Below are 23321 nucleotides of genomic sequence, written 5' to 3' on the forward strand. Positions count from 1 at the left end.
CCAGCCGCGCGGTCGCGGCCGGTGGTCGTGGGGGTCAGAGCCGGGTCCGGTCCGAGGCGGGACCTTCGGAGGGGTCGTCCGGGTCGTGCACCCCGTTCTGGACCTCGCTGACCGTGAGCTGGATCAGCGAGGCGGTGCTCGGCGGGGGACCGACGAGACGGCGGTCCGCGGTCGACGAGCGCGCCTTCGTGGCCGTGGCCAGGTCGGCGGCCAGTTCTCGCGCCTGTGCACCGGCGCCGTCGGCGACGGCGTTGCGCAGGTCGTGCAGGATCTCGTCCACCAACTCCCAGCGCGCCGGGCTCAGCTCCGCGCGTATGGCACGCCACAGAACCATCAACAGGGCGACTTCGGGCGGCTCGACGCCCTTGAGTTGCACGGCGAGATCACGCGCCACGTCGACCGGATTGCGCACGGCCCCCACTTGGAGGAAGCGCAGGTTCCGCACATAGCCGGGGAGGGAGTCTACCTCGGCGTCGGCGGTCAACAGCGGGATGACCCGCCGGTCCTGTCCGAGGGTCCGGTGGAGGAACAGCTCCGCCTGGGCGGTCTGCCAGCGGCTCACCGTGCGGTCCACGATGAGGCACAGGTGGCGCGCGTCGTCTTCCGTCTCGGTGAGCAGCGATCGTTCACCCGACAGCGACAGCTTCGCGCGCACGCCCAAGCGGTCCAGCTCGTCGATCAACTCGCCGGCGAACCCGAGCATCGACCGAGGGCTGCTCACCCGCAGGTCGAGGGCGAAGTCGCGGTTCTCGGCGCGAGCCGCGGCCACGTAGGCGTCGCGGTTCTCCCGCAGGAGATCCGTCCGGTCGAAGTGGTGCGCGACCACGGCCGCCACCGTTTCCAGGGAGTAGCTGACCTGGTCGGCAGTCGGACTGGTCTCGACCCGCACCGGCAACTGCTCGCCGAAACTCCAGTAGGAGACGTAAGGCAGCGTCAGGTGACGGGCCATCAGCTCCGCGGGGACCTCGCGGTCGAGCCAGTTGCGGTAGAGCTCCTTCGTCGCTTCCAACGAAGTTCGGCGCCATTCGTCGGCCCGTGCGTACTCCTCGCGAGCGTCGAACCGCGAGAGCAGGGGCAGGACGGTCAGTTGGGAGCGGTCGTACGGCATCCGGTCGCGAGCGCGGTTGGCCCTCCGCGCGATGTCGACCGCACCCCCGATACTCTGGTCGTTCGCGGTGAACAAGACGATGAGACGGTCCGGCAGGTGGGCGGTGCAGATGCTGCCGATGTCGGAGATGCCCGTACGGCTGTCGATGAGCACGTAGTCGTAATCGGCTATCCACTGCTCGCGGCACCTCTCCAGATAGGTGCCGAATTTCTGGTCGTAGAGCCGCTCCCAGTCCAGGCGCTGCACCCGGGAGACGTAGTCGGAGTCGTCGCGGCCGGCAGCGAGGAGGTGAAGTGCACCGACGCCGTGCAGCCGGGTGACGTGGTCGGTGGTCGGGTTCTGGCCGGCGAGGAAGTCGTCGACCAGGTCCACGACACCTCCGGTCGGAGGACCCGCCAACATCGGCCGGAAGTAGTCGTGCAGACCCGGCGCTTCGAGGTCCCAGTCCACGCACAGCACGCGGTGGCCCCAACGGGCCAACAGGACCGCGATGTTGGCCAAGGTGAAACTCCGACCTACACCGCCTTTGTAGGAGTAGAAGGTGACAACGGTGCCCGGCGCCACGTCAGAACCTCGGGAGGCGGGAGGCGCCCGGCGGATCGGGCTTGGGGGTCTCCACCGGCCAATCGGCTCGCCACTCCGGCGCGTTCTCGATGTGCTGGAGGAGCTCCACCGAAACCCGTTCGACCTCGCGACTGAAACGGATGTACTCGATGGTCGTGTCGTACTGCCGGAAGGACACGTTCCACGGCCGGAAATCCTGCAACCGCCGTTGGTGGGCGAACTCCGGAAAGGTTTCGGAGTCGCAAAAGATCACCGGGTAGATCAACCCGAGCGGAACCTCCGGTGAAACCATCCCGGAGATCCGCTCCCGTTGGGCCATGGTCTCCCACTCGGCCAAGCACCACTCGTCCGTGAAGTACTTAGGAGAGCAGATCGCCACCAGGATCCGCGCGCGCGACAGCGCCGAGCGAAGCACCATCGGCCAACTGGTGCCACCGGGAACCCGCTCGTCGAAGAATATCTTCACCTCGCGGTCGGTGCTGTTGTCCAGTGACTCGACGAGCAGGGGGTAGAAGTGGGTGCGCAACCAGGCGGGCAGTTGGACACCCTCCCGCCGGTAGCTGATGAACACGTCGTACTCGTACACCCGCGCCATCGCTCCTTCGGGCTCGATCATCGGGAAACCGATGGTAGATGACCACGCTCACCGCGAACACGGGTGAAATCCGACAATATGGAGACAGTTTCCGGTCAAGATCGGCCGCACAAGAAGGGACGCCACAGGTCCGTTCGAAGCCTTCCGATATGCCGAACAGTCGAAACGAGAGGGCCCAGTGGACCCCGCCCACACATCGCGAACACGTCTCGACGCCCGACTGGATGACATCGGGACAGAAGTGCGACATGTTGACGACATGGGCCGTCGGCACAGCACAGTCGAGCCCACAATTCAGCCGAGCCACCGAACTCCCTGCCGAACATGGAGAACCGATGTCGGATCAGAGGGCACCTCGCGTCTTCATCTCCTATGCGCACGACTCACCGCCGCACAAGATGCAAGTACTGCAATTCGCCGAGTTCCTGCGCGTCGACGTGGGTCTTGCCGTCCACCTCGACCGCTGGTACGACGACAAGCGGCGCAACTGGGCGCTGTGGGCCAACGAGCACATGCGGTCCGCCGACTTCATCATGGTCATCGCATCGCCACAACTCAGGCGACGCACGGAAAGCAGCTCGCCGTCGCATGAGGGGCGTGGGGCGAAGTTCGAGGCATCGATCATCCTCGACCTGCTGACCGAGGACCTCGCCGGTTGGACCGAACGCATACTGCCGGTGGTCCTGAAGGGCGGATCGGTTGACGACGTGCCTACCTTCCTCAACCCCTACTCGACCACCAGGTTCCACGTCGACGAGTTGAGTGAGACCGGGGTAGCCGACCTCATCGCAGCGATCACCGGTGTCGGCGATGTACCGATGCCCGCCCAAGGCCCGTGGCGTGGTGGTGTCGCCGAACTGCGGGAAAAGCGCCAGATCCTGCTAGCGGGGCTGCCCGCGCTGTCGACGAGCGCCGACGTCCACACGGGTGAGGCGTGGATCGACGGGATCCACTACAGCGAGAGCATCGTGCTGCGCCGGACAGCGGCCGCATTCCCGGGACGGAGCTTCCTCGAAGTGGATCTGGGCCGGGTGCACCGCCGGCTGACCGCCATCCTCGGAGTCGAGGACGACACGACCGAGAACTTCCAGGTCGGCCGCATCCAGGTGTACCTCGACAACCGACCGCTCCCGGAAGTCACCGTGGCGCGGGGGATGCCACAGGACTTGGACTTGGACGTCACCGGTGTGCGGCGGCTGCGTCTGGAGTTCTACCGCCTCGGGGTCACGGGGTCACCACTGCGTCGAGGGCCGCGCGGCCTCCCCCGTGCGGCCCTCAACCTCGCCTTGGGCAATCCTGTGCTGCTGTGAGTGTGGGACACCCGGCTCGCTCCGTGGCTGATCCGGTCGCGGTGAGCAGGATCATGTCCGCCGGCCACCATCTCGGCGGTGGTCAACCCCGCAGGCGCTGCACGGTCACCAGGCCAAGGCCCAGGCCGCACCATACGATCGGTTGGGGACCAAGTTCGTGAACACGAAGTGGACCTCGGCGGCAGCGTCCGCCGCGACCGGCTTCCTCTGCGCCATCGCGTCTTCCACCTCGAACGGCAGGAGACCGTCGATCCGCCACACATGACCCGTCGTGGCCACCGAGGGGAATTTGACGCGCAACTCGAACCGTTCACAGGGGAACTCGGGGGTGCACACGTAGAAGGGCCTCATCGCGCGCTCGTCGGCGAACCGGAACCGCAAGAACAACTCGTGCTCCGCATGTCGCCGAAGGCCATGCGGAAGCTTGAGGGAGTAGGCAACCCGGCTGGTAGACCTTCGGCTGCGCGCACGGACCGTCCCCCCGTACAAGACGTCGAACCCCATGTTCTCCGCCGACCCTCGCCCATCCGACACAGCCGGGATGGATGCGGCCAACTCGATCTCGTCCAAGCCCTCGACGGATGTCACGATCCGCCGTGTTTCGAAGACCTCGGGCACTCCTTGGTCGAGCACCACGACGGTCCGCAGCATCGAGGTCCGCCACGGCGGGATGTCCTCAAGGGCACTACCGGGCCGCTCCCGGTAGCCGGCGAGGGCGACCTCGGCGAGCATGGTCAACGCCTCGTCGATCCGCCTGCTGGCCGTCCTGGCGTCGCGCTCGATGAGGGTCGCCAGCAACTCGACGCGTTTTTTGAAGAACCGCGCGCCTGCGCTGTTCTCCGTCAAGCCGTAGGCGATCAGCACCGCTTGGCGCGGACCGTCGGGCAGTGCGGCCGCTACGTCCTCCAGTCTCCGCGCCAAGCCCTTGCGAAGTTCATCAGGCCTCAACGCCTCATCCAGGCGGAGTACGACACGGAGTCGACGCCCGGTGCGGATCGTCAGGTCGGGTGCGTCCAGCCCCCGCCCGCGCCTCAGCGACTTGAGTTCGGACACCAACTCTTCGAATTCGTTGATCATGGAATACCTCCCGTCGCGAGACGGGAGTGTAGTAACACGACTACGGAGAGTGTCCGCTAATTGCGGCGACCACGCATCCGTACAGAGCATCGTGGGAGGCGCTGAACCAGGTCGACAGGTTGGGCCGAACCGGTCATCTTGGGAACGGACCGGCCCGGCGGGTCGTCCCAGGCGCAGTAGCGTGGCTCGATCGTCTTGTCACCGGAGGGGGAGCCGATGACCGATCCGTTGGCCAACGCGCAGCGTTTGGCGGACGACTGGGAGCGCAAAGCCGAGGAGAAAGCCGCCCGCTACGAGGCGATGCGGCAGGAGGTCGACCGGATCTCCATCACCCGGTCCGCCGCGGGCGGCGCGGTCAGCGTGACCGTCGGCTCCAACGGCATCCCCAGCGCCGTGACCATGACCGACGGGGTGAGCCGGTTGCGCCCCGAGCAGATCGCCGCGGCCGTGATGGAGGCGATGCGCCAAGCCCAGGCCGCCTACCCCGCCGAACTGGCACGCATCGTCGGCGACACCGTGGGCGCAACCCCCTCGGGGCAGCACATCGTCGCGGTCGCCGAGCGGAACTTCCCCCAGTCGGAGCCCGAGGCACCGCTCACCCCGCCGCGTCGCCGTCCCGGCGACGACGGGGACTTCACCGACGAGAGCTACCTGAGGTGACGCGATGACCGGCTACGAGGCCGCCACCGGCGAGATCGCCGCGCTGGCCGGACGCGTGGAAGGCCTGGCCGACCGGCTACGCGCCGCCGCGGACGCCGCACGCAGCGTGGCCATGAACGACTCCGCCTACGGCGTGGTCTGCCAACCCTTCGCCATGCTGCTCCAACCCTTCGAGGACATGGGCGTGCAAGCGCTGACCAAGGCCGCAGAGGCGGTGTCGGACAACGCCGCCAAGCTACGCGAGACCTCCCGCGCCTACGACGCCCAGGAGACCGCCGAGTCCGCCCGCTTCGACGGGATGACCACGTGAACAACCCCCTCGTCGCCACCCCGCAAAGCGACACCACCGCCGTCACCGGCATCGGCATCGCCGAATCCGCAGGCGACCTCGCCCAGGGCATCTCCGACGGCAGTTGGGTCGCCGCAGGCCTGGGCGCCATCGGCGTCGGCCTCGAAGTCCTCTCCATGGTCATCGACCCCGTCGGCACCGTCGCCTCCTACGGCGTCTCCTGGCTCATCGAACACGTCCAACCACTCAAAGAAGCACTGGACTGGTTCGCCGGCGACCCACCCGTCATCCGCGCCTTCAGCGAGACCTGGGCCAACGTCGCCGCCGAAGTCACCGCCGCCCGTCGCGGAACTACCGCGTCGACCCCCTGGGACGGGTGACCGGTGTCGAAGGACCCGGATGGCGCGAGAGGTACGCCTACGACGCAGCCGGCAACGTCACCACATCCGACACCACCCACGCGGGCACCCTGGTGCGCACTTCGGGCGACGCGCGTTACGAACACGATGCGCAGGGCCGCGTCGTGCTGCGGCAGCGCAAGCGGCTGTCCCGCAAGCCCGACACCTGGCACTACCAGTGGGACGCCGACGACCGCCTCGTCGCGGTCACCACACCGGACGGCACGAGGTGGTCGTACCGGTACGACCCGCTGCGACGCCGGATCGCGAAGCTGCGCCTCGCCCCCGACGGGTCGGTGGCCGAACGCGTCGACTTCACGTGGGACGGCTCGGTCCTGGCCGAGCAAACCCACTCGGCCGGTCATGCCACGACGTGGGAGTTCGCCCCGGACAGCTTCCGGCCGCTCACCCAGACCGAACGTGCGCGCATCGGCCAGGATTGGGTCGACGAGCGCTTCTACTCGATCGTCACCGACATCGTGGGTACGCCGACGGACCTGGTCGACGAACGCGGGATGCCCGTGTGGCGGCAGGAGTCGACGCTGTGGGGTCTGCCCGCGGCCCGCGTCGGCGCCGCGGACACGCCGTTGCGGTTCCCCGGCCAGTACTACGACGCCGAAACCGGGCTGCACTACAACTACCTGCGCTACTACGACCCGCTCGCCGCCCGCTACGCCAGCCCCGATCCGCTGGGACTGTTCGGCGGGCCGTCTCCGCACGGGTACGTGCACAACCCCACCGGGTGGAGCGACGCGCTCGGCCTCACCGAGACCAGCGACATCGAGTTCCTCGACCCCAACGACATCAACTTCTCCCAGCGCAGCATCACCCAGAACGATTACGCGGAAGCGATGCGCAACGGCCAGTGGGACTGGAACCGCTCGCCGGTGCACGTGATAGAGATCGACGGGCAGCTCGTCAGCTACGATAACCGCCGCCTCGACGCCGCACGCGAGGCAGGCGTGCCGGTAGGTGTCCAGCGAGTCGACCCCAACGCACCGCACCCCGAGTCGACCACCGGCAAGACGTGGGCCGAGAAGTTCCAGGAACGCTTCCGCGACCCGCGCAACAGGCTCAACGGCGAGCCGGTCCCCAACACCGGCCTGGACCAACGACCCACCGCCCTGCCCCCGGGCTGCGGCGGAGGACGGCGCAGGAGACGCAGATGAGCGACATCACCACCCTCTGGTCCTCCGCCCGCCTGCCCATCGAGGACGGCCTCTACTTCGCCGACGGCCGCTCCTACGCCGTCGAGGCCGACGAGCGCGGTCTGCGCCTCGTCGAACCCTTCGACCTGGGCGAACTGTTGGCCGAAGACCCCGAGTGGCTGACCTCGATCGATATCACCAGCGAGATCCGCGTTCCCGGCGGCTACGCGTGCGCCGGCGAGGGCTCACACGGCTCAGAGGGCTTCTTCGCCCGACTGGACGAGGACCACTCGCTGATCTGGGTCTGCTACCTGTCCGAGTCAAACCCATTCGGTGAACTCACCGTCGAGGCATCCACCCTGACCGCAACCTCGACGTCAGGCCTGTCGATCACCCTCCCCCTCGATGACCCCGACAAGGCGCTACCGGCCGAGAACTGACCACGAGCACCTGTTCCTACCTGTGGGGTGCCAGAACTCTGCACTGAGCTGCTGAGCTGCGGCGATCGCGCACGCTGGACCACCAGGGCATGATCGTGGGGTGTGGCGTTACGACTGCTGTACCTGATCTTCGCCCGACTCGGTGACTGGCTGGTTCTGCTCGGCCGGTCCTCCGCGGCCAAGGACGTGGAGTTGCCGGTGCTGCGGCACGAGGTCGCCGTGCTGCGCCGAACCAATCCCCGCCCGCGGTTGGACTGGGCCGATCGCGCGGTGCTCGCCGCGTTGGTGCGACTCCTACCCGGCTGATTACTGCAACACCGGTTGGAGACACCAGGCACCCTCCTACGCCGGCACGGGCGCCTGGTCGCGAAGAAGTGGACCTAGCCCCACCGCACCGGCCGTCCACCGGTCGACGACGCCGTCGTGGCGTTGATCGAGCGGATGGCCCGGGAGAACACCGGCTGGGGCTACCGCAGGATCCAGGGAGAGCCGCTCAAGCTCGGCCACCGGATAGCCGCCTCGACCATCTGCCGCGTGCTCAAGCGCCTGCGGGTACCGCCCGCGCCCCAGCGCGACACCGGCACCTCCTGGCGACGATTCCTCCGCGCCCAGGCCGCGAGCACGTTGGCCTGCGACTTCCTCCACGTCGACTGCGCCATCACCCTCAAGCGGGTCTACGTGTTCTTCGTGATGGAGCTCGCCACCCGCCACGTGCACATCCTCGACACCACCGCGAATCCGGACGGCCCTTGGACCGCGCAACAAGCCCGCAACCTGCTCATGGATCTCGCCGACCGGACAGACGACTTCCGGTTCCTCATCCGCGACCGGGCCGGCCAATCCACCGCCTCGTTCAACGCAGTCTTCTCCGGCGCAGACATCCAGGTCAACAAGATCCCACCACGGAGCCCACGAGCCAACTACCACGCCGAACGATTCGTCGGCACCGTCAGGCGCGAAGCCACCGACCGACTACTCATCCTCAACGAACACCACCTGAGATCAGTGCTGCAGCACTACATGGCTCACTACAACCACCGCAGACCGCACCAAGCCCGGCAACTCGCACCCCCACGACCGGACCGGCCGATCGCAGAGCCGAGCTGCACGTCGACACGTCGCCAACCAATCCTCGGCAGCCCGATCAACGAGTACGAACCCACAGCAGCCTAACCGCAGGCCAGAGCACATGGCCGACTTTTGGCACCCCATAGGCAGGACTGCAGGCCCGGTGGGAGCAGTATGGGAGCACGACGTGGTGACCACTTCGAAGCAGCAACTGTGGTCAAGATCAGTTGCTCCCGTTCTGCTCCCACGAACGACCAATGGCCTGCAGACGATGATCGTCTACAGGCCATTGACCAGGTAAAACACACTGTGGGCGATACAGGGATCGAACCTGTGACCTCTTCGGTGTGAACGGTGCCGTGCATGTCCCAGTTGTTCGCCCAAAGCTCACTGGTATCACCCTGACCAGCGGCTACGCAGGGGGTCGACCTCACTGGTACACCAGAGTTGAACCAGGTCGAGTTCTGTGTCGGCTACCACCTCAGCCACCAGACGGCAGTGCCGAAGTTCATCCCGGTTTCTCGGCCGACGCTTGAGGTCACCTTCAAGAGCCGTGGTCCATCAGGACCCTATGTCGTGGTCTGCTGACGTGTCTACGGCGGGGAGTCAAGCAGCAATCGGGTGCCCTCGTGCCGCCGGCCTGCGCTGTGCGAGGAGCGCCCTGAGCGTCGGGCCGCATGGGTTGTGGACGTTGTACTCCAAGTTCAGCGATAGGACCTGGCGGGCAACGAGTTCCCGTTCAAAGCTTCCACGGCTCGTCGGGAGAGAAGCAAACGCAGGAACAGGCACCCGGGCTCCCCGTCACGCCACTCACTAAGCGGAGTACAACGTCCTCTGGGCGCAAACTGGCAAACACCCCAAGCTGGAGTGCCAGCACTTCCCAAGACGCGCTAGGATTGACCCCGGACGGTCTTACGACGGAGGATGCGATGTCAGCAGGCGGCCCATTCGAATTTCAATCGACCTACTCGCCATATTTTGACACGTTGATCGCGGAGGGAGGTGAGACCCTTCACGAGAAGGCAACGTTCGACAAAGATGCATTACTGAATGGCACAAAAGTGCCACGCAGGCTGTTTCCTCAGCTCAGAGGTTTCACCCGAAAAAAATCACTAGTGACAGCAAAGTTATCCGAACTGGGGGTGCGGTCTGGCCAATGCCCCTTCTGTCGAATCAAGATGCTGAAGCATGAATTTAGTTTAGAAGACCATCCGGACGAGATGCCGAGCTTTCGAGCTCAGGCAAGCTTGAGCAACTGTGAAAATTGCCAGCACTGGGAGCATGTGGAATTAAGGCAGGAAACCTACGACATCCGGGCGGACCTGTTCGACAAGCATCGACTGGCGATCGTCAACTCAAAAACACGAGAGTTTGACACTGTGGCCCCGGCCGGAACTCTTGAGGAAATTGCTCAGTGGTTTCGCAGGCATCCATATCTCTATAACTCGGTGCACCCTAGTTACCTTGAAAAGCTGGTCGCGAAAGTATTTGAGGCAAGTGGGGCATACGCTGACGTAAAGCACGTCGGCCGCCCCGACGACGGCGGCGTAGATGTTGTACTCGTAGAGTCGGAGACGTCTACATGGCTGGTCCAGGTAAAACGTCGCGAGCATCCTGATTCTGTTGAGCCCGTGAGCACGGTCCGCAACCTTCTTGGAACACTTGTACTTGGTGGCTCCGAAAAAGGTATTGTGGTCTCCACAGCTGACCACTTTTCCTATCGTGCTCGCGAGGCCGTCGACATTGCAGCTAGGAAGGATTTCGTGGTACGCCTGATTGATCGCAGGGCCTTCGATCGATTGCTTGCAACACGCCTTCCAAAAGCTCCATGGAAAGAGGTAATGGCCCGCATTAATGACGACCGCGTAAGGTGGTTCGGCTCACCAGATGGGCTCCCTGCCGGTGAGGTCGTGTGGTCGATCGAGAAACGAAATGCAGCCCGCGAAGATGGCATTGACCCCGAACAGTTTACGCTGTTTTAGACCAACGTGAAGTGCGCGCTACCGTGGTTTCACGCGCGGTAGGGTGTAGCGGTATCCGCGTGTGCGCATCAGGTTCGCGAGACGCATCATGGTTGCGGAGTGTGCATCCAGTACTATGTGGTGCTCCGGTTCTTCTAAGCCAATTACCATCAGGCCATTGAGTTCTACCACGAGTCGTAAAACACTCGCAAGCTCGATGTCTCCGTGGCTGCCGAAATCAATAGCACTCAAGCCATCTTCAACTATATCTATGAAGTTGGCCAGTCCTTCGCCTTCCTCCTCTACGTCGTCTCGAATAGCAAGCAAGAAGTTGCGCCAATTTTCTAGTAGTGCGAGCGCAATTCCAGTAAGATCACTGGTGGTCATTAGATTGCCTCCCTATAGGGGCCATTGACGACGTCAGCCTATCATTGTGGTCTTCGCTGCGGCAGTCCTCCTCAGCGGGAAATCAACCCGACCAGTTTGTCGTCATGTGTTTGAAACTGCGACAGAGCGGGCATTTGGACACCCCGCCATCAGAGATCAACGATTCCCTCTGCCGTGAATAGCAAGACCCCCTCTGACCGTGCTGGTCGGAGGGGGGATCTCTGTGCGGCTGACGGTGTGGCGATCCAGGGATCGGACTTGTGGTTTCTTCGAACTCCCGATACGAGAGGCAACAGCAGACTCCGCCGAGTCAGGGGGTCCGTGTCACCTTGCCTCGTTCGGGCCAGCTTGGCTGCTGTCCTACCGTGCTGTATGGAGCGGGTTGATGGCCTCAGAACCTCGACATCTGCTGGAATATGGGGTGAGGTCCGTGGGCATTCACTCCGCCCACCGGGCATCGATCGATTTTTGATCGAACCTAAATTCTCCATCCGTCCGCGTTGTAAATCGCCTATGGCGACCAGTCGCAGCGCGGCTTCGACGAACGGCTATTAGCCACTCTAGCCTCTGTCCGATACTTCGCCAATTTCACAGAAAAACACTCACCTCCGGTAGCTCAACTTTCACCATCGCCGAAGAGCGTCGAGATGACCTGCTGGAGGCAGATCACCTCCACTTTGTGATCATTTCCGTCGGCCTGCAAGAAGTGAGTGGACGCAACGAACGTTCGCTCCTTCTTGTTAGTGGAATCAACTGCTTCAATCCCATAGCGATCACTCGAAATTGGCCTCACGGACCAGGTCACCAGCACTGAGACGTGATTGAAATACTTCTTTGAAGGCTCGCCATCTTCCTTGTCCAGATCCTCGATAAAGGCGTTAATGTCTTGCTTGAACTCAAGCCAGAGCCCTGTCAGGTTTAGGCCCGAATGGGTGAGTGCGTGGTCAGTGACCCTAAACTGATCAGGAAGGCCGTCCTGATCGCCAGCAGTAAGACGGTAGTCAATAAGAGCATCATAACGACTCGAAGCCCCCGGCATAGCTCTAATTTTGTAGCCAGGCAGCACGCCAAGGGTTAGCAAGGAAGTGAACACTGCCATCACTTCCGGTTCCCAATGAGGCGACCGTTGGAGCACGAGATCTCCGAAAGTCATCTCATCATCGAATGTTTCGAGGTCTGATATCCGCTTAATCAACTCGTTCAGTTCCTGAGACGCGGTAATAAGAGATGCGCCACCCGGGCGACTCCCGGCCTCCCGATCACGAGAAAGTCGCTTCGCTTGAGTGCGTAGAAGTTTTAGAAGTTCACGCTCGAGCCAATCAACAAGAGGCTCAACCGCCTGAGGAATCGTCTTACGGCCGATATCTGGGGAGTACTTCTCATTGAAGTGGACTAGCAGAAAGTAGCGCCTGCGCTCTTGCGGTTGCATGGTCGGAGAAAGGTGGGACTGTAGCGCCCCCATGGGCATTCCGACAGAAGCAACCATAACCCCGCCACCTACGCCGGGCGTCAGGGTAAGACGCTCAGCATTCGGCTTCCCGATCAGTTGTTTGAACTGCTCGTCATAGAATGTGTTTTTGTACGCGAGCGAGGCGTACACGGATACCTCGTAATCATTGAACGCTTCGACGATTGCAGCGGCATCATCCTCGTCGGAATTCTCCAATTCCGCAAGTTCATCTCGAAGCAACTCTCTTAGAGCGACATGATTTCGTTCGATATAAATCAAGTCATACTCGCGACGCGCCGATGGGTTCCGCTGGAGCCATCGCATCTCTTTAGCGTCGATGCCGGACGTCGCCGAGCTCGGAAACGGGAACGAGAAGGTGATAGATTCTTTCCCGAGTGGATGCTCAAGCGAGATCTCAATATGCTGCATCCAAGCTGGCGACGCCGCCCTATCCATGGGATCGATACGAACATTACCCACAGCAGTTGTAGACCTTAGAACTTGAGCCCACATGAGGGCACTGTTATGCCGAACTCGCTGGAGCGACCGCAAGCTCGTCTTGTCATTGAGTCCAACCTTGATGAAAGTTCCACTACGGTAATGCGTCAGACTTGGATGGGTTTTCTCCGTTAGGATATAGTCAGGCGCACCCGTTGACGCATCACCAGTAGCCCAGGCACGACCACCGCTAATTGCATAGCCGACGGCTTCACTCATGGAGTCAGTTTTGGTGTGAATCTCAAAATAGGGGTGACCATACGCGAGAAATGTCGTACCCACTCCTTTATGACCGCGCATCGACAATGCCCGCTTATCGGTGACGAACGGCTCGAGCAAGTCCTCCAATTTGTCCGGCTCTATGCCGGTACCATTGTCGATGATCTCAAGAGCGTTTTCGTCGAAGTTCAATATGATACGAATACGTGGGCGGTTATCGCCGAATTCATCCTCGTCCTGCTCTGGGAGTGACCAGTCCGACCAGCGTTTTTCGACTGCGTCGATGGCATTTTGGACACCTTCCGCAAACGCGTCCAGCCTACCATGGTAACTATCAATTACACTTCGAACCTGACTCTGCTCGTAGGCTCGACGCAGATCGTGGTCCACCGGCCCTCTAGAGAGAGGGTTAAATTTCCCGGGGTAGCTATGAGGAGTGCCCATCGATGCCCTCGCTTCCGTTAGCTCTGACGACACCCACTTCAAGTGGTCGCAAGTGGACTTCAACGTACCAGTCCCTTGCTGGTTTACCCTTGCAACATGCCGAACGGGTACGCATGGCGCTAGATGCAAGTGCCGTCAACCCTCTCTCACACCGAACTCAGCCTGGCTCTCCGACGTCCTGTCCGGTGAGGGTCCAGGTGTAGGCCACCGGCGCGCCGAGTTCAGCCGTCAACAGCCGACCGGCAGTGCCCACTTTGGACACCGAGCTAAGCGAACTTCAAAGTTCTCCGCCACGTAGGCGCGCTACATCAAGCGCCCAAATTCGGCGTACAGCGTCTGACCTGAACTCGCTGCATCGGTGGCGAGCACTAGCCTGCGGAGTAGTGACGGACGCACGTGATCAGCCGCCGCATCGAGCGAAAAAAAACGCACGCCACTGATCTCTTCATCACGAATCGACACCCGATTAGCGTCGTGATCTGTTAGCACACCGCCGTCGAAGATGAACTGTTGACTGTCCCGCCACACGCCGTTTCGTGGTACCCAGTCGACGACGAGTAGTCGACCAACGCGCAACTCAATATCCAATTCTTCCTCGACTTCCCGTTTGCATGCCGACCGTGGAGACTCGTTCGGATCAGCGATGCCGCCGGGGATATCCAGGACTGGCTTGTAATTGGGCACGACGAACAACACTTCACCCGCTTCATTCCGGATCAGCGCCCCGGCAGCCACCGGTTTCGCGGCAATGCGGCTAGCAACGCCAGGATTGAACTCGATTTCGGGCGATCCCTCCGAGGCGATGTCTGCCTCAAGCTGGACGGGATCGAGGCAGCTCTTCGGGGGAGTGCCGCTGGTCAAGGTTGCCTCACTTCGGGGGTTCGAGGGCTGTTTGCTGGAGGAAGTGCTCAACGGTTCGATCCTTGGCGTGGGGAGTGAACTCGGCTCGTAGGTCGCGGATTACCTGTTGGGAGCGCTTGGACTTGACGGTTGTAGCCGCGGTCGTGGCTGCGGTGGCGTGGGCGATGGCCTGCTCGATGTCGCCTTCGAGTAGGGCCAGGCGGGACAACTGCGCGGAGCTGAAGACCACCCGGCGCGGTTGACCGGCCGCGCTTTGCGCCGCTGCGACCAGGTGCGGGCGAGCTACTGCTGGGTTTCCCAGGTCTAGCCAGCCGTGGCCGGCGAAGCTGGCGAACACCACATCGGTCCAGTGCGCGGCCCAGTTCGGGGCGTCGTCTGGGCTGTGTAAGGAGAAGAAGCGTTCGGCGTCTTGGAGCGCCTGGGTTGCCGACGTGGCGTCGCGGAGAGCTGCGTGGGCTCGGGCTTCGAGCATGGCGGCTTCGGTTTGGACAGCTGGCATGTGGGTGCCGGTGTAGCCCTGGCGGGCGACTTGCGCCAGGCGCAGCGCCTCGCGGGTGTGGCCCAAGTAGAACGCCTGGTGGCTCATGGTGTTGAGCACGTACGCGCCGTACGCCGAGTCGCCGGCCTCCTTGGCGAAGCGGAGCGACTGGACGAAGTAGCGCTGGGCCAAGGAGTGCTTGTCATCGTCATACGCCATGTAGCCGATAACCTCGCACAGCACGGCGGCGGCCTGGAAGAGGGAGCGGCCGACAGCTTCGTCGTAGGTGCCGTGTAGCCGCGGGACGACGACCTCGCGGAGGTACTTCACCGCCAAGGCGCGACTGTGCTCGCCGCCAAAGGTGCGGTCTAGGCCGTCGAACATCGTGGTTGTGGCTACGACCTCTTCCACGTCGCGGTGGACGACGCGACCGGCGCCGTTCGTCAGGTCGTTGCGGACGCTCCCGAACAGCCAGTCGAGGCACGCGGCGTAGATGGCCTCCTCGGAGAAGTGGCCGGCTACCACGCCGGGGTGGCGCTGTTCGTCAAACCGCGCGAGATGAGCTACCGCATCGACCGCTTCTAGCAGCGACGTCGCGTAGATCAGGCCCACGTCTGAGCGGGCCTGAGGCGCGGACGTGGCGATGCCCAGCTCGTCCAAGGACTTCCCGTAGAGCGCGGAGAGTAGGTCGCGGTAGGGCTGTTGCGGCACATTGCGGCCGTGTTCCCACTCGCGGAGATAGCGGATAAGGCTGTCGCGGGACGCGGTCACGGGAATTCCGCGTTTGTGTGCGATTCCTTCAAGCTCGTCGGCAGCGCGGGGACGGCTCCAGCCTCGACCTTCACGTTCGTCACGTAGCCTGTTCACCCGCCTCACCCCCTTGCCGATCTACAAGTGCACCTTGCACGTTCTCAGTCCCCCTGCCAAGAGTCGTATCCCTCCCTTATCCCCTCCCCCGCGCCGTCTCCCTCCTGTATCCCTCGATCTCCCTGTTTGCGCTTTCCGTTTCGCGATTCCATTTCATCAACAAGCCGCGAACCGCGAAACGGAGGAGACGATGGCAGTGTGCACCCGGTCTCCGACCTCAGCTCTTCGGCAAGCGCCCGATGAGGTCCGACACCGCATCCTCAAGGGCATCGACCGCCTGGCGGACCGTGCGCAGCTGGTCCTGGACGTCGAGGAGGCCGGCGCGCGCCTCCTGAACCTGCTCCTCGACCGTTGTCGGACGCTCGGACGGGTCGCACACGACGGCACCGGCGTTGCGCCTGATCCGGACTCGACCCTCCGCGGCGAGCAGCCGCACCGCCTCCCCCACCGTGTTCGGCGCTGCGCCCAGCGACTTGGCCAGCTCGCGGTAGCTGGGAAGGCGCTCGTTGACCGGGTAGTCGCCTGCGTCGATGCGGCGGCGCAGGAGATCGGCGATCTCGACTCGACTTCGCTGGTCAGCGCCGCTGTCCGTGTCTTGGCTCACTTCCCCAGCCTACTGCTGTCTTAAGCCACCCGTTGACTTCGTGACCACTCAGCCTTACTGTCTCAAGTCACTTGAGCTGACTTAAGCCACTTGGAGATCCGATGCAGATCGTTCGCTTCGCCTCCCGCGCCAGGCGGGAGCAGTTCCGGGAGCTGCTGGACGTCGAGGTCGACGTGTTCGAGGAGCAGTCCGACGAGTACGAGCTGCCGTCCCGCGTGCCGACGAGCGTGGCCGAGCCGACGTCGTGGCTGTCGATGTCGCACGAGGAGAAGGCGGAGATCCGGCCGCGGCTCTTCCCCGCGTTCGACCAGGCCGACGTCGTGCCCTTCCCCTCCCCCACCAAGCAGTCCTCCGACTTCGACGAGGAGGCCGCGTGATGGCCAGCTCCGTGAAGGCGTTCCGCGTGGACGAGCGTGGGGACCGGGAGGCCGCGAGCAACGGGCGGTCGCGGTTAGAGGCGTACTTGCAGATGGGCGGCCACTTCTACGGCATCGACCAGGACGACCGGCAGAGCTTCGCGATCGCCTCGATCCTGACCGCGCTGCCGCCGGTGATGTCGCCCGGGTATGTGCTCACCGACAAGCGGGTGCGCGACGTGCGTCCGTACTGGGACGACGACAACCGCCTCGCGTTCGAGGTGACGCTGGTGTCGGCGCTGCCGGTCGAGGTGTCCCGGCAGGCCGACTTCCGTTGGCGGAGCTGGCAGCGGGAGCGGCAGATGTTCGGCGGGGACGTGCTGTGGTCGGACCCGTACGACAACGACCGGCCGGCGTTGCTGCCCACCTTGGCGATGCGGGTGCCGATCGCGGTCGAGTTGCTGCCGACGCCGGAGTTCGTGCGTGGGGTGCCGGTCACTGCGGTGGCGAAGCAGGCCGTGCGGGTGGTGTGCGGCGAGTTAAACCGCTGCTTGGAGCCGGTATTGGCCGGTCTGGACGCGGCTGGGGTGAGTGCGTGATGCGCGTGCGTTCCTTGGCGTTGCTGCCGTTCTCGTTGCTGTGGTCGCTGGTCAAGCTGCTGTTCTGGCCTGGCCTCGCGGTGTTCGTCGCCTGGCTGGTGTTGCCGGTCGGGTGGATGCCGGTGGTGGTAGCGGGCGCTGCGGGCTACGTGGTCGCGGTGCTGGCGGTGTGGAAGGTGATGGTGCGCGGCAAGTTCGCCTCGCTGGCGCGGGGCACGGTCACGGTGCGGCCGACGCGGAAGCGGGGTGACGAGCGATGAGCCTCACCGACCGGAAGGCCGTGCGGATCGCGGCGAGCACCGAGGCGGAGATCCGGCGGGCCGACGCTGCGGCTGCCCGTGACGTGGACGTGCGGCGGGCGAACATCGAGCTGGAGCGCGAGCGGACCGAGCACAAGCGGGCTGAGCGCCTGGCGCGGCTGGAGGACCAGCGCAAGCTGCGCCAGCTGAAGGACGCCGACAATCGGGAGCGGAAGGCGCAGCGCGAGGCACGGGCTGCCGAGCGGCGGGCGCGGCGGGCTGCCTGGGTGGCTCGGGTGCGTGGTCGGCTGGCGGATCAGCTCATCGTGGTGCCGGTCGTGCTGGCGATGGCGGGCGCGTGGTGGGGCCAGTTCGGGCTGTTCCGGGACCGCTTGGGGTGGCCGGCGCTGCTGGCCGCTGCGGCAGCCACCGGTATCGAGTGCATCGGGCTGGTGTGCGGTCGGCTGGCGCACCTCGCGCGGCAGCCGGTGACCGTGACGACGCCGGACGGGCGGCGGGTCGAGCGGGACGACTCCGCGTGGGTCGAGCGGGCGCTGATGTGGGGCGTGGTCGGCTACGCCGGCGCCTCGAACTGGGCGCACTCCGGTGACCCGACCGTTGGTGTGCTGTCGCTAGTGGGTGTCTCGGTGTGGGAGGCGCGGGAGCGGCGGATGCAGCGCCAGGCTCTGGCGAGCGCGGGTCGGCTGCCGTCCCGGCGCCCGCGGTTCGGGGCTGCGCGGTGGTTGCGGTACCCATGCTGGACGTACCGGGCGTGGTCGGCCGCGCTGCGGCACGGTCTGACGGACGCGGCTGACGCGCTGGCGGTTGCAGAGCAGAGGGCGACCGAGCGCAAGGCGCTGGGGTGGCGGGCACGGCGGCGCTTCGGTCGCGTGGTGGCCGAGCGGCTGGCGGTCACCGACCAGCGGCGGCGGCAGGAGGCCGAGTCGGTCATCCGGGAGGCCGAACAGGTGGTCGGTGCGGCGGCGATGCTGTTCGGTCCGGACTTCGCTCGGCAGCGAGCGCACGCGGCGACCGGGTCGCGGCCAACCAGCGGAAACGTCGAGTCGGACGGGAGCGGCGGACGGACGCGGCGGCTGGGGTGGCTGCGGCTGGCCGGTCGTGACGACCGGGTGGCGACCGAGGACACAGAGCAGGTGCCCGTGGTGGTCGACGGGGTGGACATCACCGATCTGATGCCGGTGGCGCGGCGAGTCGCGGCCGAGCTGGGCGACCGGCTGACCCGTGACGGGTTGCTCGACGGGCTTCGCCAGGCGGGGCTGTCGGTCGGTGGGAAGCGGCGCAAGGCGGTCTATGACGCGGTGCTGGCCGAGCGGGAGCGGGTGGCCTGACCGGTCAGGGTGCGGCATCCGCGTGGTGGGTGCCGTCGCCCGGTCGGTCAGGAACCCGGCCACACGAGACGACGAGGAGACAAGTCGTGAGTGGACAGTTGGCATTCGGCGACCCGGAGTTCTTCTCCACCAGCCAGATCCGGGACTACTGCAACAACGGCGCGCGGCTGCTGCGCCCGCTCTACAACGAGCTGCACATCGCGGCGGAGGAGCTGGAGGCGGTGCTGCGGTTCGTGCCCTCGACCAACCCGCAGGCGGGTGGGCTGGACTCGCGGGTGCGGGCGAAGTTCGTCGCGGGGCACCTGCACCGGTCGGCCGACGCGGTGGAGGTCGCGGTGGCGTCGCTGCGGCGCACGTACATGAGCTTCCACAAGCACTTCGTCAACGACCAGCCGCCCAAGCCCAAGCGCCAGTTCACGTTCGACTGACCTGCTAAAGACGCTGTCGGGACCGCGAGGTAACCGCAGGAAGGAGAGTGACCGAGATGGCCAAGAAGCACACCAGCAGCGGCGACCTCGCGCCCGGCGGTGGCGAGATGGGCTACTACGTGCCGCGGAACTACTGGGGCAGCCGGGTCGCGCCGTTCGCCGCGCAGTGGGCCGTGACGGGCGCGATGTGGCCGGCGGGTGCGCTGACGCACGTGCTCATGGCTGAGTCGGAGTACCTGCCGTGGTTGACGCCTGGGTTGTCGTTGCTGGGCGCGGGCTTGACCGGGTTGACGTACACGGTCGGCAAGGCGCGTTCGGCGATCACCCGGGCGCACGCGACCGCGACCACGGCGGTGGCATCGGGGTGGATCACGGCGTGCGCGATCGCCGCGCCGTGGGAGAACCCGTTGCTGGGCTTGTGGTTGTACGGCGGGGCTGGGGTGGCGTTGTCCTGGAACATCCGGCGCGTGCTGCGCGGTGGCGACGACAACGGCGGTGTCGGCGGGTTGTTCGAGAAGGTGAAGCTCGCCGGTGTCCGGACGCGTGAGGTGCAGGTCGCGCCGAACAAGGTGACCGCGCCGTTGCAGCTCCCGGCCGGTCAGGTCGCGGTCGAGGACGTGCAGGCGGCTGCGGACAAGATCGCGCAGGTGTTGCGGCTGCACAAGGGCGCGGTGCGGATCGTCGGCGACCCGGACGACCTGTCGCAGGCCACCATGACGATCGTGCCGGAGGACGTGCTGCGGCACCCACGGCCGTGGCCCGGCCCGTCCGCTCCGGGCGGAAGCATCGCCGAAGCCGTGGTGCCTGGGGTGTACGAGGACAACGAGCCGCAGCGCATCTTCTTCCCCGGCGACAAGGCCAGCCAGCGGCAGGCCATGACGCTGATCGTGCAGGGTATGAAGGGTGCGGGGAAGACGGGCGGCGCGAAGAACTGCTGGACGGAGATCCTGACCCGCCGTGACGTGAACCTGATCGTGCTGGACCCGTCCAAGGGCGAGCAGAGCGTTGCGTTCCTGGGCGACAAGGCGCACACCGTGATCGGGCACCGGCAGTGTGAGGACTTCATGACCCGCGTGCCGGACGTCATCACCGACCGCGCCACCCAGCTCGGGCGGTGGGGCTACGACGAGTGGACCCCGGAGGTGTTCGAGAAGCACGGGATGCCCTACCTGATCCTGTGGGTCGAGGAGGCCACGCGGGTTCTGGAGGACGCGGGGACGCTGACCCGGATCGCGCAGGAGTGCCGTTCGGCGGGCATCTCGCTGGTGTTGTCGTTGCAGAAGGCCAGCTTCCGGCAGATGAACACCGACGTGCGGTCGCAGATCGACGGCGTGTGGTGCTTCGGCGTCAACGACATCACCGACGCGGCGTTCACCTTGTCCGAGCAGGTGATCGAGGCCGGTGCGCGGCCGGACCGGTGGAAGAACCGGCGGGTCGGCTGCAACTACCTCGAGGTGCCCGGGGTTCCCGAGGAGCGCCTGGTGGTGCCCGGTCGCACGTTCACCGGCACCGACACCGAGCGAGCCGCGGTCATCGCCGCCCACGACGACGTCCGGCCGCCGCTGTAGGAGTCCACGGCCAAGCTGCTGGAACTGCCGACGACGCGGGGTGGTGGGAAGGGAGGCGAGGTCGTGCCGATCAACCGCGCGGCGGAGGGCGGTCCGGTGTCGCTGGACGACTGGGACTCCCGGCAGCTCTCGGACACCGAGGACCGGCCGGTGGCGCTGCCAGCGGAGCACGAACCGGACGTCGACATCCACCCTGACGCGGAGTTGCCGGCCGATCCGGGCATCGACTTGCCGCAGGGGCGTCCGACGCGGCGGGAGGCGCGGCAGATCCTGCGGACGTTGGTGGACCGGATCGTGGCGCAGGGGCGGACGGAGTTCACGGTGCGGGACTTCCCGGACGCCGAAGCGACGTTCGGTCGTGGGCGCCCGTGGCTGTCGGGCGAGTTGGCCTCGCTGGTGCGTGACGGGGTGCTGGAGGAGGTCGGCACGGACGGCAAGGCGACCGTCTACCGCCCGCGCGCCCGTAACGCAGCGTAGTGAGGGGGTGAGCGCCTGACGTCACGTGACGTCATCTGACGTCAGGCGTCCGCACTCCCACCCAACGCGTGCGCGCGTGCGTGCGCGCGCGAAAACTGTTTCGTAACACCGTTCTGATTGAAGTCAGCTTCGCGCTGACTCGACCCGTCACACCCAAGTCCGACTACTCAGAGTGAGATAGGAGGTGGCTCGGTGGCCCCGACTCAGACCCCACTGCGGATCGAGAACCTGAGCCTGCCGGTTGTCGCCCACCACGAGGCCGCGCACGCGGTTATCGCATTGACCACCGGCGGACGCGTGCCCAAAGCACGCATCTGGCCGGCGGACGCCACCCACTGGCAGGGCTGGGTGGACATGGAGTTCCGCGACAACCCCGAGGGCGAGCACGCCGGAGCCCTCGCCCTGCTCGCCGGAGCGCACGCCGAACGCGTGTGGCTGGACCGGCACGACGTGCCGCCCGCCTCCTGGCCGCACGACATCGACGCCAGCTCGCAGTGGGACCGCAGCCTCGTCCAGGAGTGCCTGAGGCGCATCCCCCGCAACCAGCGCCCCCTGTACCGGGCCGTCGACCGCGAGGCCGAACGCCTGGTCGCGCGCCACTGGGACCGCATCGAGCACGTGGCCGAGCGGCTGATCGACGCCAAGACCCTGCACCACGTCCGCGCCTGAACCAGACCCGACAAAGGAGAACGATCATGGCTGGTCTTCCCGAAGTCACCGTCGCCGGAACCCTCACCGCCGACCCGGAGCTGCGCTTCACCCAGTCCGGTATCGCGGTCGCCAACTTCACCGTCGCGGCCAACGACCGCCGCTACGACCAGCAGCAGGGCCGTTGGATCGACGGCGACGCCACGTTCCTGCGCTGCACGCTGTGGCGGCAGCCGGCGGAGAACCTGGCCGGCTCGCTGGGCAAGGGTGCCCGCGTGCTGGTCACCGGAACGCTGCGCCAGCGCTCCTACGAGACCGACCAGGGCGAGAAGCGCACCGTCATGGAGCTGGACGTCACGGAGATCGGCGCGTCGCTGCGGTCGGCCACCGCGAAGGTCACCAAGGCCACCCGCACCAGCACCCCGACCAACGACGCCTGGAACAGCGCCCCGAGCAACAACGAGCCGCCGTTCTGAAAACGGACGTTGCGGGGCGGGCAACTGCTTGCCGGCGAATCGGCCGCCCCGCAACCCCTTCCCGCCTCACCTACCGGTTCGAGAGGACACCCTGATGAGTACCACCAGCACCATCCTGGTGGCCACCACCGCCACCGGCTGGACCGCCACCGCCGCGGTCGCCGTGCACCTGTTCAAGCGCGTGCACCTGGACGCGCTGACCGGCCTGGGCAACCGCGACGCGCTGGAGATCCAGGCCCGGCACGCCTCCCGGACCCGACGCGGCGGCGCGGTCGGTGTGCTGCTGATCGACGTGGACCAGTTCAAGGCCGTCAACGACACGCACGGCCACGCGGCGGGCAACCACGTGCTCCGCACGCTGGCCAGCCGTCTGGCCGACGCGCGGTTGCCCGGCGAGTTGCCCATCCGGCTGCACGGTGACGAGTTCGCGCTGTGGCTGGGACGCGTGCCGTCCGGCGAGCGCGGACGCTACGTGGCTGGGCGTCGCGCCCACGCCATCAGGGCCGCGCTCGCCATGCCGATCACCGTCAACGGCGTGCGCTTGTCGATCGCCGCGAGCGTCGGCGCGCACACCCTCCCGGCACGCGGTGTGTCGCTGTCGGCGCTGCTCGCCGGTGCCGACGCAGCGATGTACGCGGCCAAGCGCGGCGGACGACTCACCAGCCTGCCCACCGCCGGCCGGCTGCGCGACCACGACGACCGCGAGAGCGCCTGACCCCGTGGCGAGGCAGGTGTCCACTCCCCTGCCCCGCCAC

The 23321-nt window shown here is 65.5% G+C and carries 27 protein-coding genes; 19 read left to right on the top strand and 8 right to left on the bottom strand.

All coding sequences use genetic code 11. From position 1 onward, the window contains the following. Positions 1 to 34: 34 nt before the first annotated feature. Positions 35 to 1672 (bottom strand): CATRA system-associated protein, encoded by a 1638-nt coding sequence (locus AB0A74_RS02740; RefSeq protein ID WP_358247158.1) that lies wholly within the window; start codon positions 1670 to 1672, stop codon positions 35 to 37. A 1-nt stretch (position 1673) separates the two neighbouring features. Further along, the gene (locus AB0A74_RS02745; RefSeq protein WP_358247159.1) at positions 1674 to 2288 is read right to left on the bottom strand and encodes a TIR domain-containing protein; all 615 of its coding nucleotides are present in this window, start codon (positions 2286 to 2288) and stop codon (positions 1674 to 1676) included. Between the two features lie 314 nt (positions 2289 to 2602). On the opposite strand from AB0A74_RS02745, the gene AB0A74_RS02750 reads away from it, so the two are divergent. Beyond that, a complete protein-coding gene (locus tag AB0A74_RS02750) occupies positions 2603 to 3577 on the top strand; it encodes an SEFIR domain-containing protein (RefSeq protein WP_358247160.1) in 975 nt (324 codons plus the stop codon). 105 nt (positions 3578 to 3682) lie between these two features. Here the strand turns inward: AB0A74_RS02750 and AB0A74_RS02755 are convergent, their stop codons facing one another. Next, entirely contained in the window at positions 3683 to 4654 is a 972-nt protein-coding gene (locus tag AB0A74_RS02755; RefSeq protein ID WP_358247161.1) for a hypothetical protein, read from the bottom strand. Between the two features lie 216 nt (positions 4655 to 4870). Between AB0A74_RS02755 and AB0A74_RS02760 the strand changes: the two genes are divergently transcribed. The 8 genes from AB0A74_RS02760 to AB0A74_RS02795 all read left to right on the top strand — a co-directional run bounded on the left by AB0A74_RS02760 (position 4871) and on the right by AB0A74_RS02795 (position 10639). Continuing rightward, positions 4871 to 5314, top strand: coding sequence for a YbaB/EbfC family nucleoid-associated protein (locus tag AB0A74_RS02760; RefSeq protein ID WP_358247162.1), 444 nt, complete (start codon positions 4871 to 4873; stop codon positions 5312 to 5314). Positions 5315 to 5318: 4 nt separating this feature from the next. Continuing rightward, the gene (locus AB0A74_RS02765) at positions 5319 to 5624 is read left to right on the top strand and encodes a type VII secretion target (RefSeq protein WP_358247163.1); all 306 of its coding nucleotides are present in this window, start codon (positions 5319 to 5321) and stop codon (positions 5622 to 5624) included. Then, positions 5621 to 5983, top strand: a complete 363-nt coding sequence (locus AB0A74_RS02770; protein ID WP_358247164.1) for a hypothetical protein — start codon at positions 5621 to 5623, stop codon at positions 5981 to 5983. The genes AB0A74_RS02765 and AB0A74_RS02770 overlap by 4 nt, the downstream gene beginning before the upstream one ends. Beyond that, a complete protein-coding gene (locus tag AB0A74_RS02775; protein ID WP_358247165.1) occupies positions 5980 to 7170 on the top strand; it encodes an RHS repeat-associated core domain-containing protein in 1191 nt (396 codons plus the stop codon). The genes AB0A74_RS02770 and AB0A74_RS02775 overlap by 4 nt, the downstream gene beginning before the upstream one ends. Continuing rightward, complete coding sequence (locus AB0A74_RS02780; protein WP_358247166.1) at positions 7167 to 7589, top strand: hypothetical protein; 423 nt, start codon at positions 7167 to 7169, stop codon at positions 7587 to 7589. The genes AB0A74_RS02775 and AB0A74_RS02780 overlap by 4 nt, the downstream gene beginning before the upstream one ends. Before the next feature lie 102 nt (positions 7590 to 7691). Continuing rightward, positions 7692 to 7895: a hypothetical protein gene (locus AB0A74_RS02785; protein ID WP_358247167.1), complete on the top strand. Its 204-nt coding sequence runs from the start codon at positions 7692 to 7694 to the stop codon at positions 7893 to 7895. A 117-nt stretch (positions 7896 to 8012) separates the two neighbouring features. Next, positions 8013 to 8762, top strand: coding sequence for an integrase core domain-containing protein (locus AB0A74_RS02790; protein WP_358247168.1), 750 nt, complete (start codon positions 8013 to 8015; stop codon positions 8760 to 8762). An 824-nt stretch (positions 8763 to 9586) separates the two neighbouring features. Then, positions 9587 to 10639: a restriction endonuclease gene (locus tag AB0A74_RS02795; protein WP_358247169.1), complete on the top strand. Its 1053-nt coding sequence runs from the start codon at positions 9587 to 9589 to the stop codon at positions 10637 to 10639. A gap of 18 nt (positions 10640 to 10657) precedes the next feature. On the opposite strand, the gene AB0A74_RS02800 is transcribed toward AB0A74_RS02795, so the two are convergent. The 5 genes from AB0A74_RS02800 to AB0A74_RS02820 form a co-directional block, all read right to left on the bottom strand. Further along, positions 10658 to 11005 (bottom strand): hypothetical protein, encoded by a 348-nt coding sequence (locus tag AB0A74_RS02800; RefSeq protein ID WP_358247170.1) that lies wholly within the window; start codon positions 11003 to 11005, stop codon positions 10658 to 10660. Between the two features lie 616 nt (positions 11006 to 11621). Then, the gene (locus tag AB0A74_RS02805) at positions 11622 to 13562 is read right to left on the bottom strand and encodes an ATP-binding protein (RefSeq protein WP_358247171.1); all 1941 of its coding nucleotides are present in this window, start codon (positions 13560 to 13562) and stop codon (positions 11622 to 11624) included. Between the two features lie 357 nt (positions 13563 to 13919). Beyond that, on the bottom strand, positions 13920 to 14477 hold the full coding sequence (locus AB0A74_RS02810; protein WP_358247172.1) for an NUDIX hydrolase: 558 nt from the start codon (positions 14475 to 14477) through the stop codon (positions 13920 to 13922). A gap of 7 nt (positions 14478 to 14484) precedes the next feature. Next, a complete protein-coding gene (locus AB0A74_RS02815; protein ID WP_358247173.1) occupies positions 14485 to 15726 on the bottom strand; it encodes a hypothetical protein in 1242 nt (413 codons plus the stop codon). A 313-nt stretch (positions 15727 to 16039) separates the two neighbouring features. Next, positions 16040 to 16426, bottom strand: coding sequence for a winged helix-turn-helix domain-containing protein (locus tag AB0A74_RS02820; RefSeq protein WP_358247174.1), 387 nt, complete (start codon positions 16424 to 16426; stop codon positions 16040 to 16042). Between the two features lie 101 nt (positions 16427 to 16527). Here AB0A74_RS02820 and AB0A74_RS02825 point away from each other — a divergent pair, with 101 nt between their 5' ends. From AB0A74_RS02825 to AB0A74_RS02870, 10 genes are all read left to right on the top strand, one after another. Beyond that, complete coding sequence (locus AB0A74_RS02825; protein ID WP_358247175.1) at positions 16528 to 16803, top strand: hypothetical protein; 276 nt, start codon at positions 16528 to 16530, stop codon at positions 16801 to 16803. Next, a complete protein-coding gene (locus AB0A74_RS02830; RefSeq protein WP_358247176.1) occupies positions 16803 to 17381 on the top strand; it encodes a hypothetical protein in 579 nt (192 codons plus the stop codon). Before AB0A74_RS02825 ends, AB0A74_RS02830 begins: the two co-directional genes overlap by 1 nt. Next, entirely contained in the window at positions 17381 to 17641 is a 261-nt protein-coding gene (locus tag AB0A74_RS02835) for a hypothetical protein (protein ID WP_358247177.1), read from the top strand. The genes AB0A74_RS02830 and AB0A74_RS02835 overlap by 1 nt, the downstream gene beginning before the upstream one ends. Then, positions 17638 to 18969, top strand: a complete 1332-nt coding sequence (locus AB0A74_RS02840; RefSeq protein ID WP_358247178.1) for a hypothetical protein — start codon at positions 17638 to 17640, stop codon at positions 18967 to 18969. The genes AB0A74_RS02835 and AB0A74_RS02840 overlap by 4 nt, the downstream gene beginning before the upstream one ends. Before the next feature lie 86 nt (positions 18970 to 19055). Next, positions 19056 to 19397 (top strand): hypothetical protein, encoded by a 342-nt coding sequence (locus tag AB0A74_RS02845; protein ID WP_309117771.1) that lies wholly within the window; start codon positions 19056 to 19058, stop codon positions 19395 to 19397. A 56-nt stretch (positions 19398 to 19453) separates the two neighbouring features. Beyond that, positions 19454 to 20965, top strand: coding sequence for a hypothetical protein (locus AB0A74_RS02850; RefSeq protein ID WP_358247179.1), 1512 nt, complete (start codon positions 19454 to 19456; stop codon positions 20963 to 20965). 63 nt (positions 20966 to 21028) lie between these two features. Further along, positions 21029 to 21442, top strand: a complete 414-nt coding sequence (locus AB0A74_RS02855) for a hypothetical protein (protein WP_358247180.1) — start codon at positions 21029 to 21031, stop codon at positions 21440 to 21442. A gap of 192 nt (positions 21443 to 21634) precedes the next feature. Further along, positions 21635 to 22111, top strand: coding sequence for a hypothetical protein (locus AB0A74_RS02860; protein WP_358247181.1), 477 nt, complete (start codon positions 21635 to 21637; stop codon positions 22109 to 22111). Positions 22112 to 22137: 26 nt separating this feature from the next. Continuing rightward, the gene (ssb, locus tag AB0A74_RS02865; RefSeq protein WP_358247182.1) at positions 22138 to 22566 is read left to right on the top strand and encodes a single-stranded DNA-binding protein; all 429 of its coding nucleotides are present in this window, start codon (positions 22138 to 22140) and stop codon (positions 22564 to 22566) included. 94 nt (positions 22567 to 22660) lie between these two features. Then, positions 22661 to 23281 (top strand): GGDEF domain-containing protein, encoded by a 621-nt coding sequence (locus AB0A74_RS02870; protein WP_358247183.1) that lies wholly within the window; start codon positions 22661 to 22663, stop codon positions 23279 to 23281. The last annotated feature ends 40 nt before the right edge of the window (positions 23282 to 23321 follow it).

It is taken from the genome of Saccharothrix sp. NPDC042600 (assembly GCF_040647305.1).
Classification (GTDB): domain Bacteria; phylum Actinomycetota; class Actinomycetes; order Mycobacteriales; family Pseudonocardiaceae; genus Actinosynnema; species Actinosynnema mutabilis.

Bases quoted from the DNA above. Each gene is read 5' to 3' on its own strand.
- AB0A74_RS02750 (WP_358247160.1), top strand. From the start codon at position 2,603: ATGTCGGATCAGAGGGCACCTCGCGTCTTCATCTCCTATGCGCACGAC.
- AB0A74_RS02825 (WP_358247175.1), top strand. From the start codon at position 16,528: ATGCAGATCGTTCGCTTCGCCTCCCGCGCCAGGCGGGAGCAGTTCCGG.
- AB0A74_RS02830 (WP_358247176.1), top strand. From the start codon at position 16,803: ATGGCCAGCTCCGTGAAGGCGTTCCGCGTGGACGAGCGTGGGGACCGG.
- ssb (WP_358247182.1), top strand. From the start codon at position 22,138: ATGGCTGGTCTTCCCGAAGTCACCGTCGCCGGAACCCTCACCGCCGAC.
- AB0A74_RS02850 (WP_358247179.1), top strand. From the start codon at position 19,454: ATGGCCAAGAAGCACACCAGCAGCGGCGACCTCGCGCCCGGCGGTGGC.
- AB0A74_RS02765 (WP_358247163.1), top strand. From the start codon at position 5,319: ATGACCGGCTACGAGGCCGCCACCGGCGAGATCGCCGCGCTGGCCGGA.
- AB0A74_RS02795 (WP_358247169.1), top strand. From the start codon at position 9,587: ATGTCAGCAGGCGGCCCATTCGAATTTCAATCGACCTACTCGCCATAT.
- AB0A74_RS02745 (WP_358247159.1), bottom strand. From the start codon at position 2,288: ATGATCGAGCCCGAAGGAGCGATGGCGCGGGTGTACGAGTACGACGTG.
- AB0A74_RS02870 (WP_358247183.1), top strand. From the start codon at position 22,661: ATGAGTACCACCAGCACCATCCTGGTGGCCACCACCGCCACCGGCTGG.
- AB0A74_RS02835 (WP_358247177.1), top strand. From the start codon at position 17,381: ATGCGCGTGCGTTCCTTGGCGTTGCTGCCGTTCTCGTTGCTGTGGTCG.
- AB0A74_RS02760 (WP_358247162.1), top strand. From the start codon at position 4,871: ATGACCGATCCGTTGGCCAACGCGCAGCGTTTGGCGGACGACTGGGAG.
- AB0A74_RS02780 (WP_358247166.1), top strand. From the start codon at position 7,167: ATGAGCGACATCACCACCCTCTGGTCCTCCGCCCGCCTGCCCATCGAG.
- AB0A74_RS02755 (WP_358247161.1), bottom strand. From the start codon at position 4,654: ATGATCAACGAATTCGAAGAGTTGGTGTCCGAACTCAAGTCGCTGAGG.
- AB0A74_RS02840 (WP_358247178.1), top strand. From the start codon at position 17,638: ATGAGCCTCACCGACCGGAAGGCCGTGCGGATCGCGGCGAGCACCGAG.
- AB0A74_RS02800 (WP_358247170.1), bottom strand. From the start codon at position 11,005: ATGACCACCAGTGATCTTACTGGAATTGCGCTCGCACTACTAGAAAAT.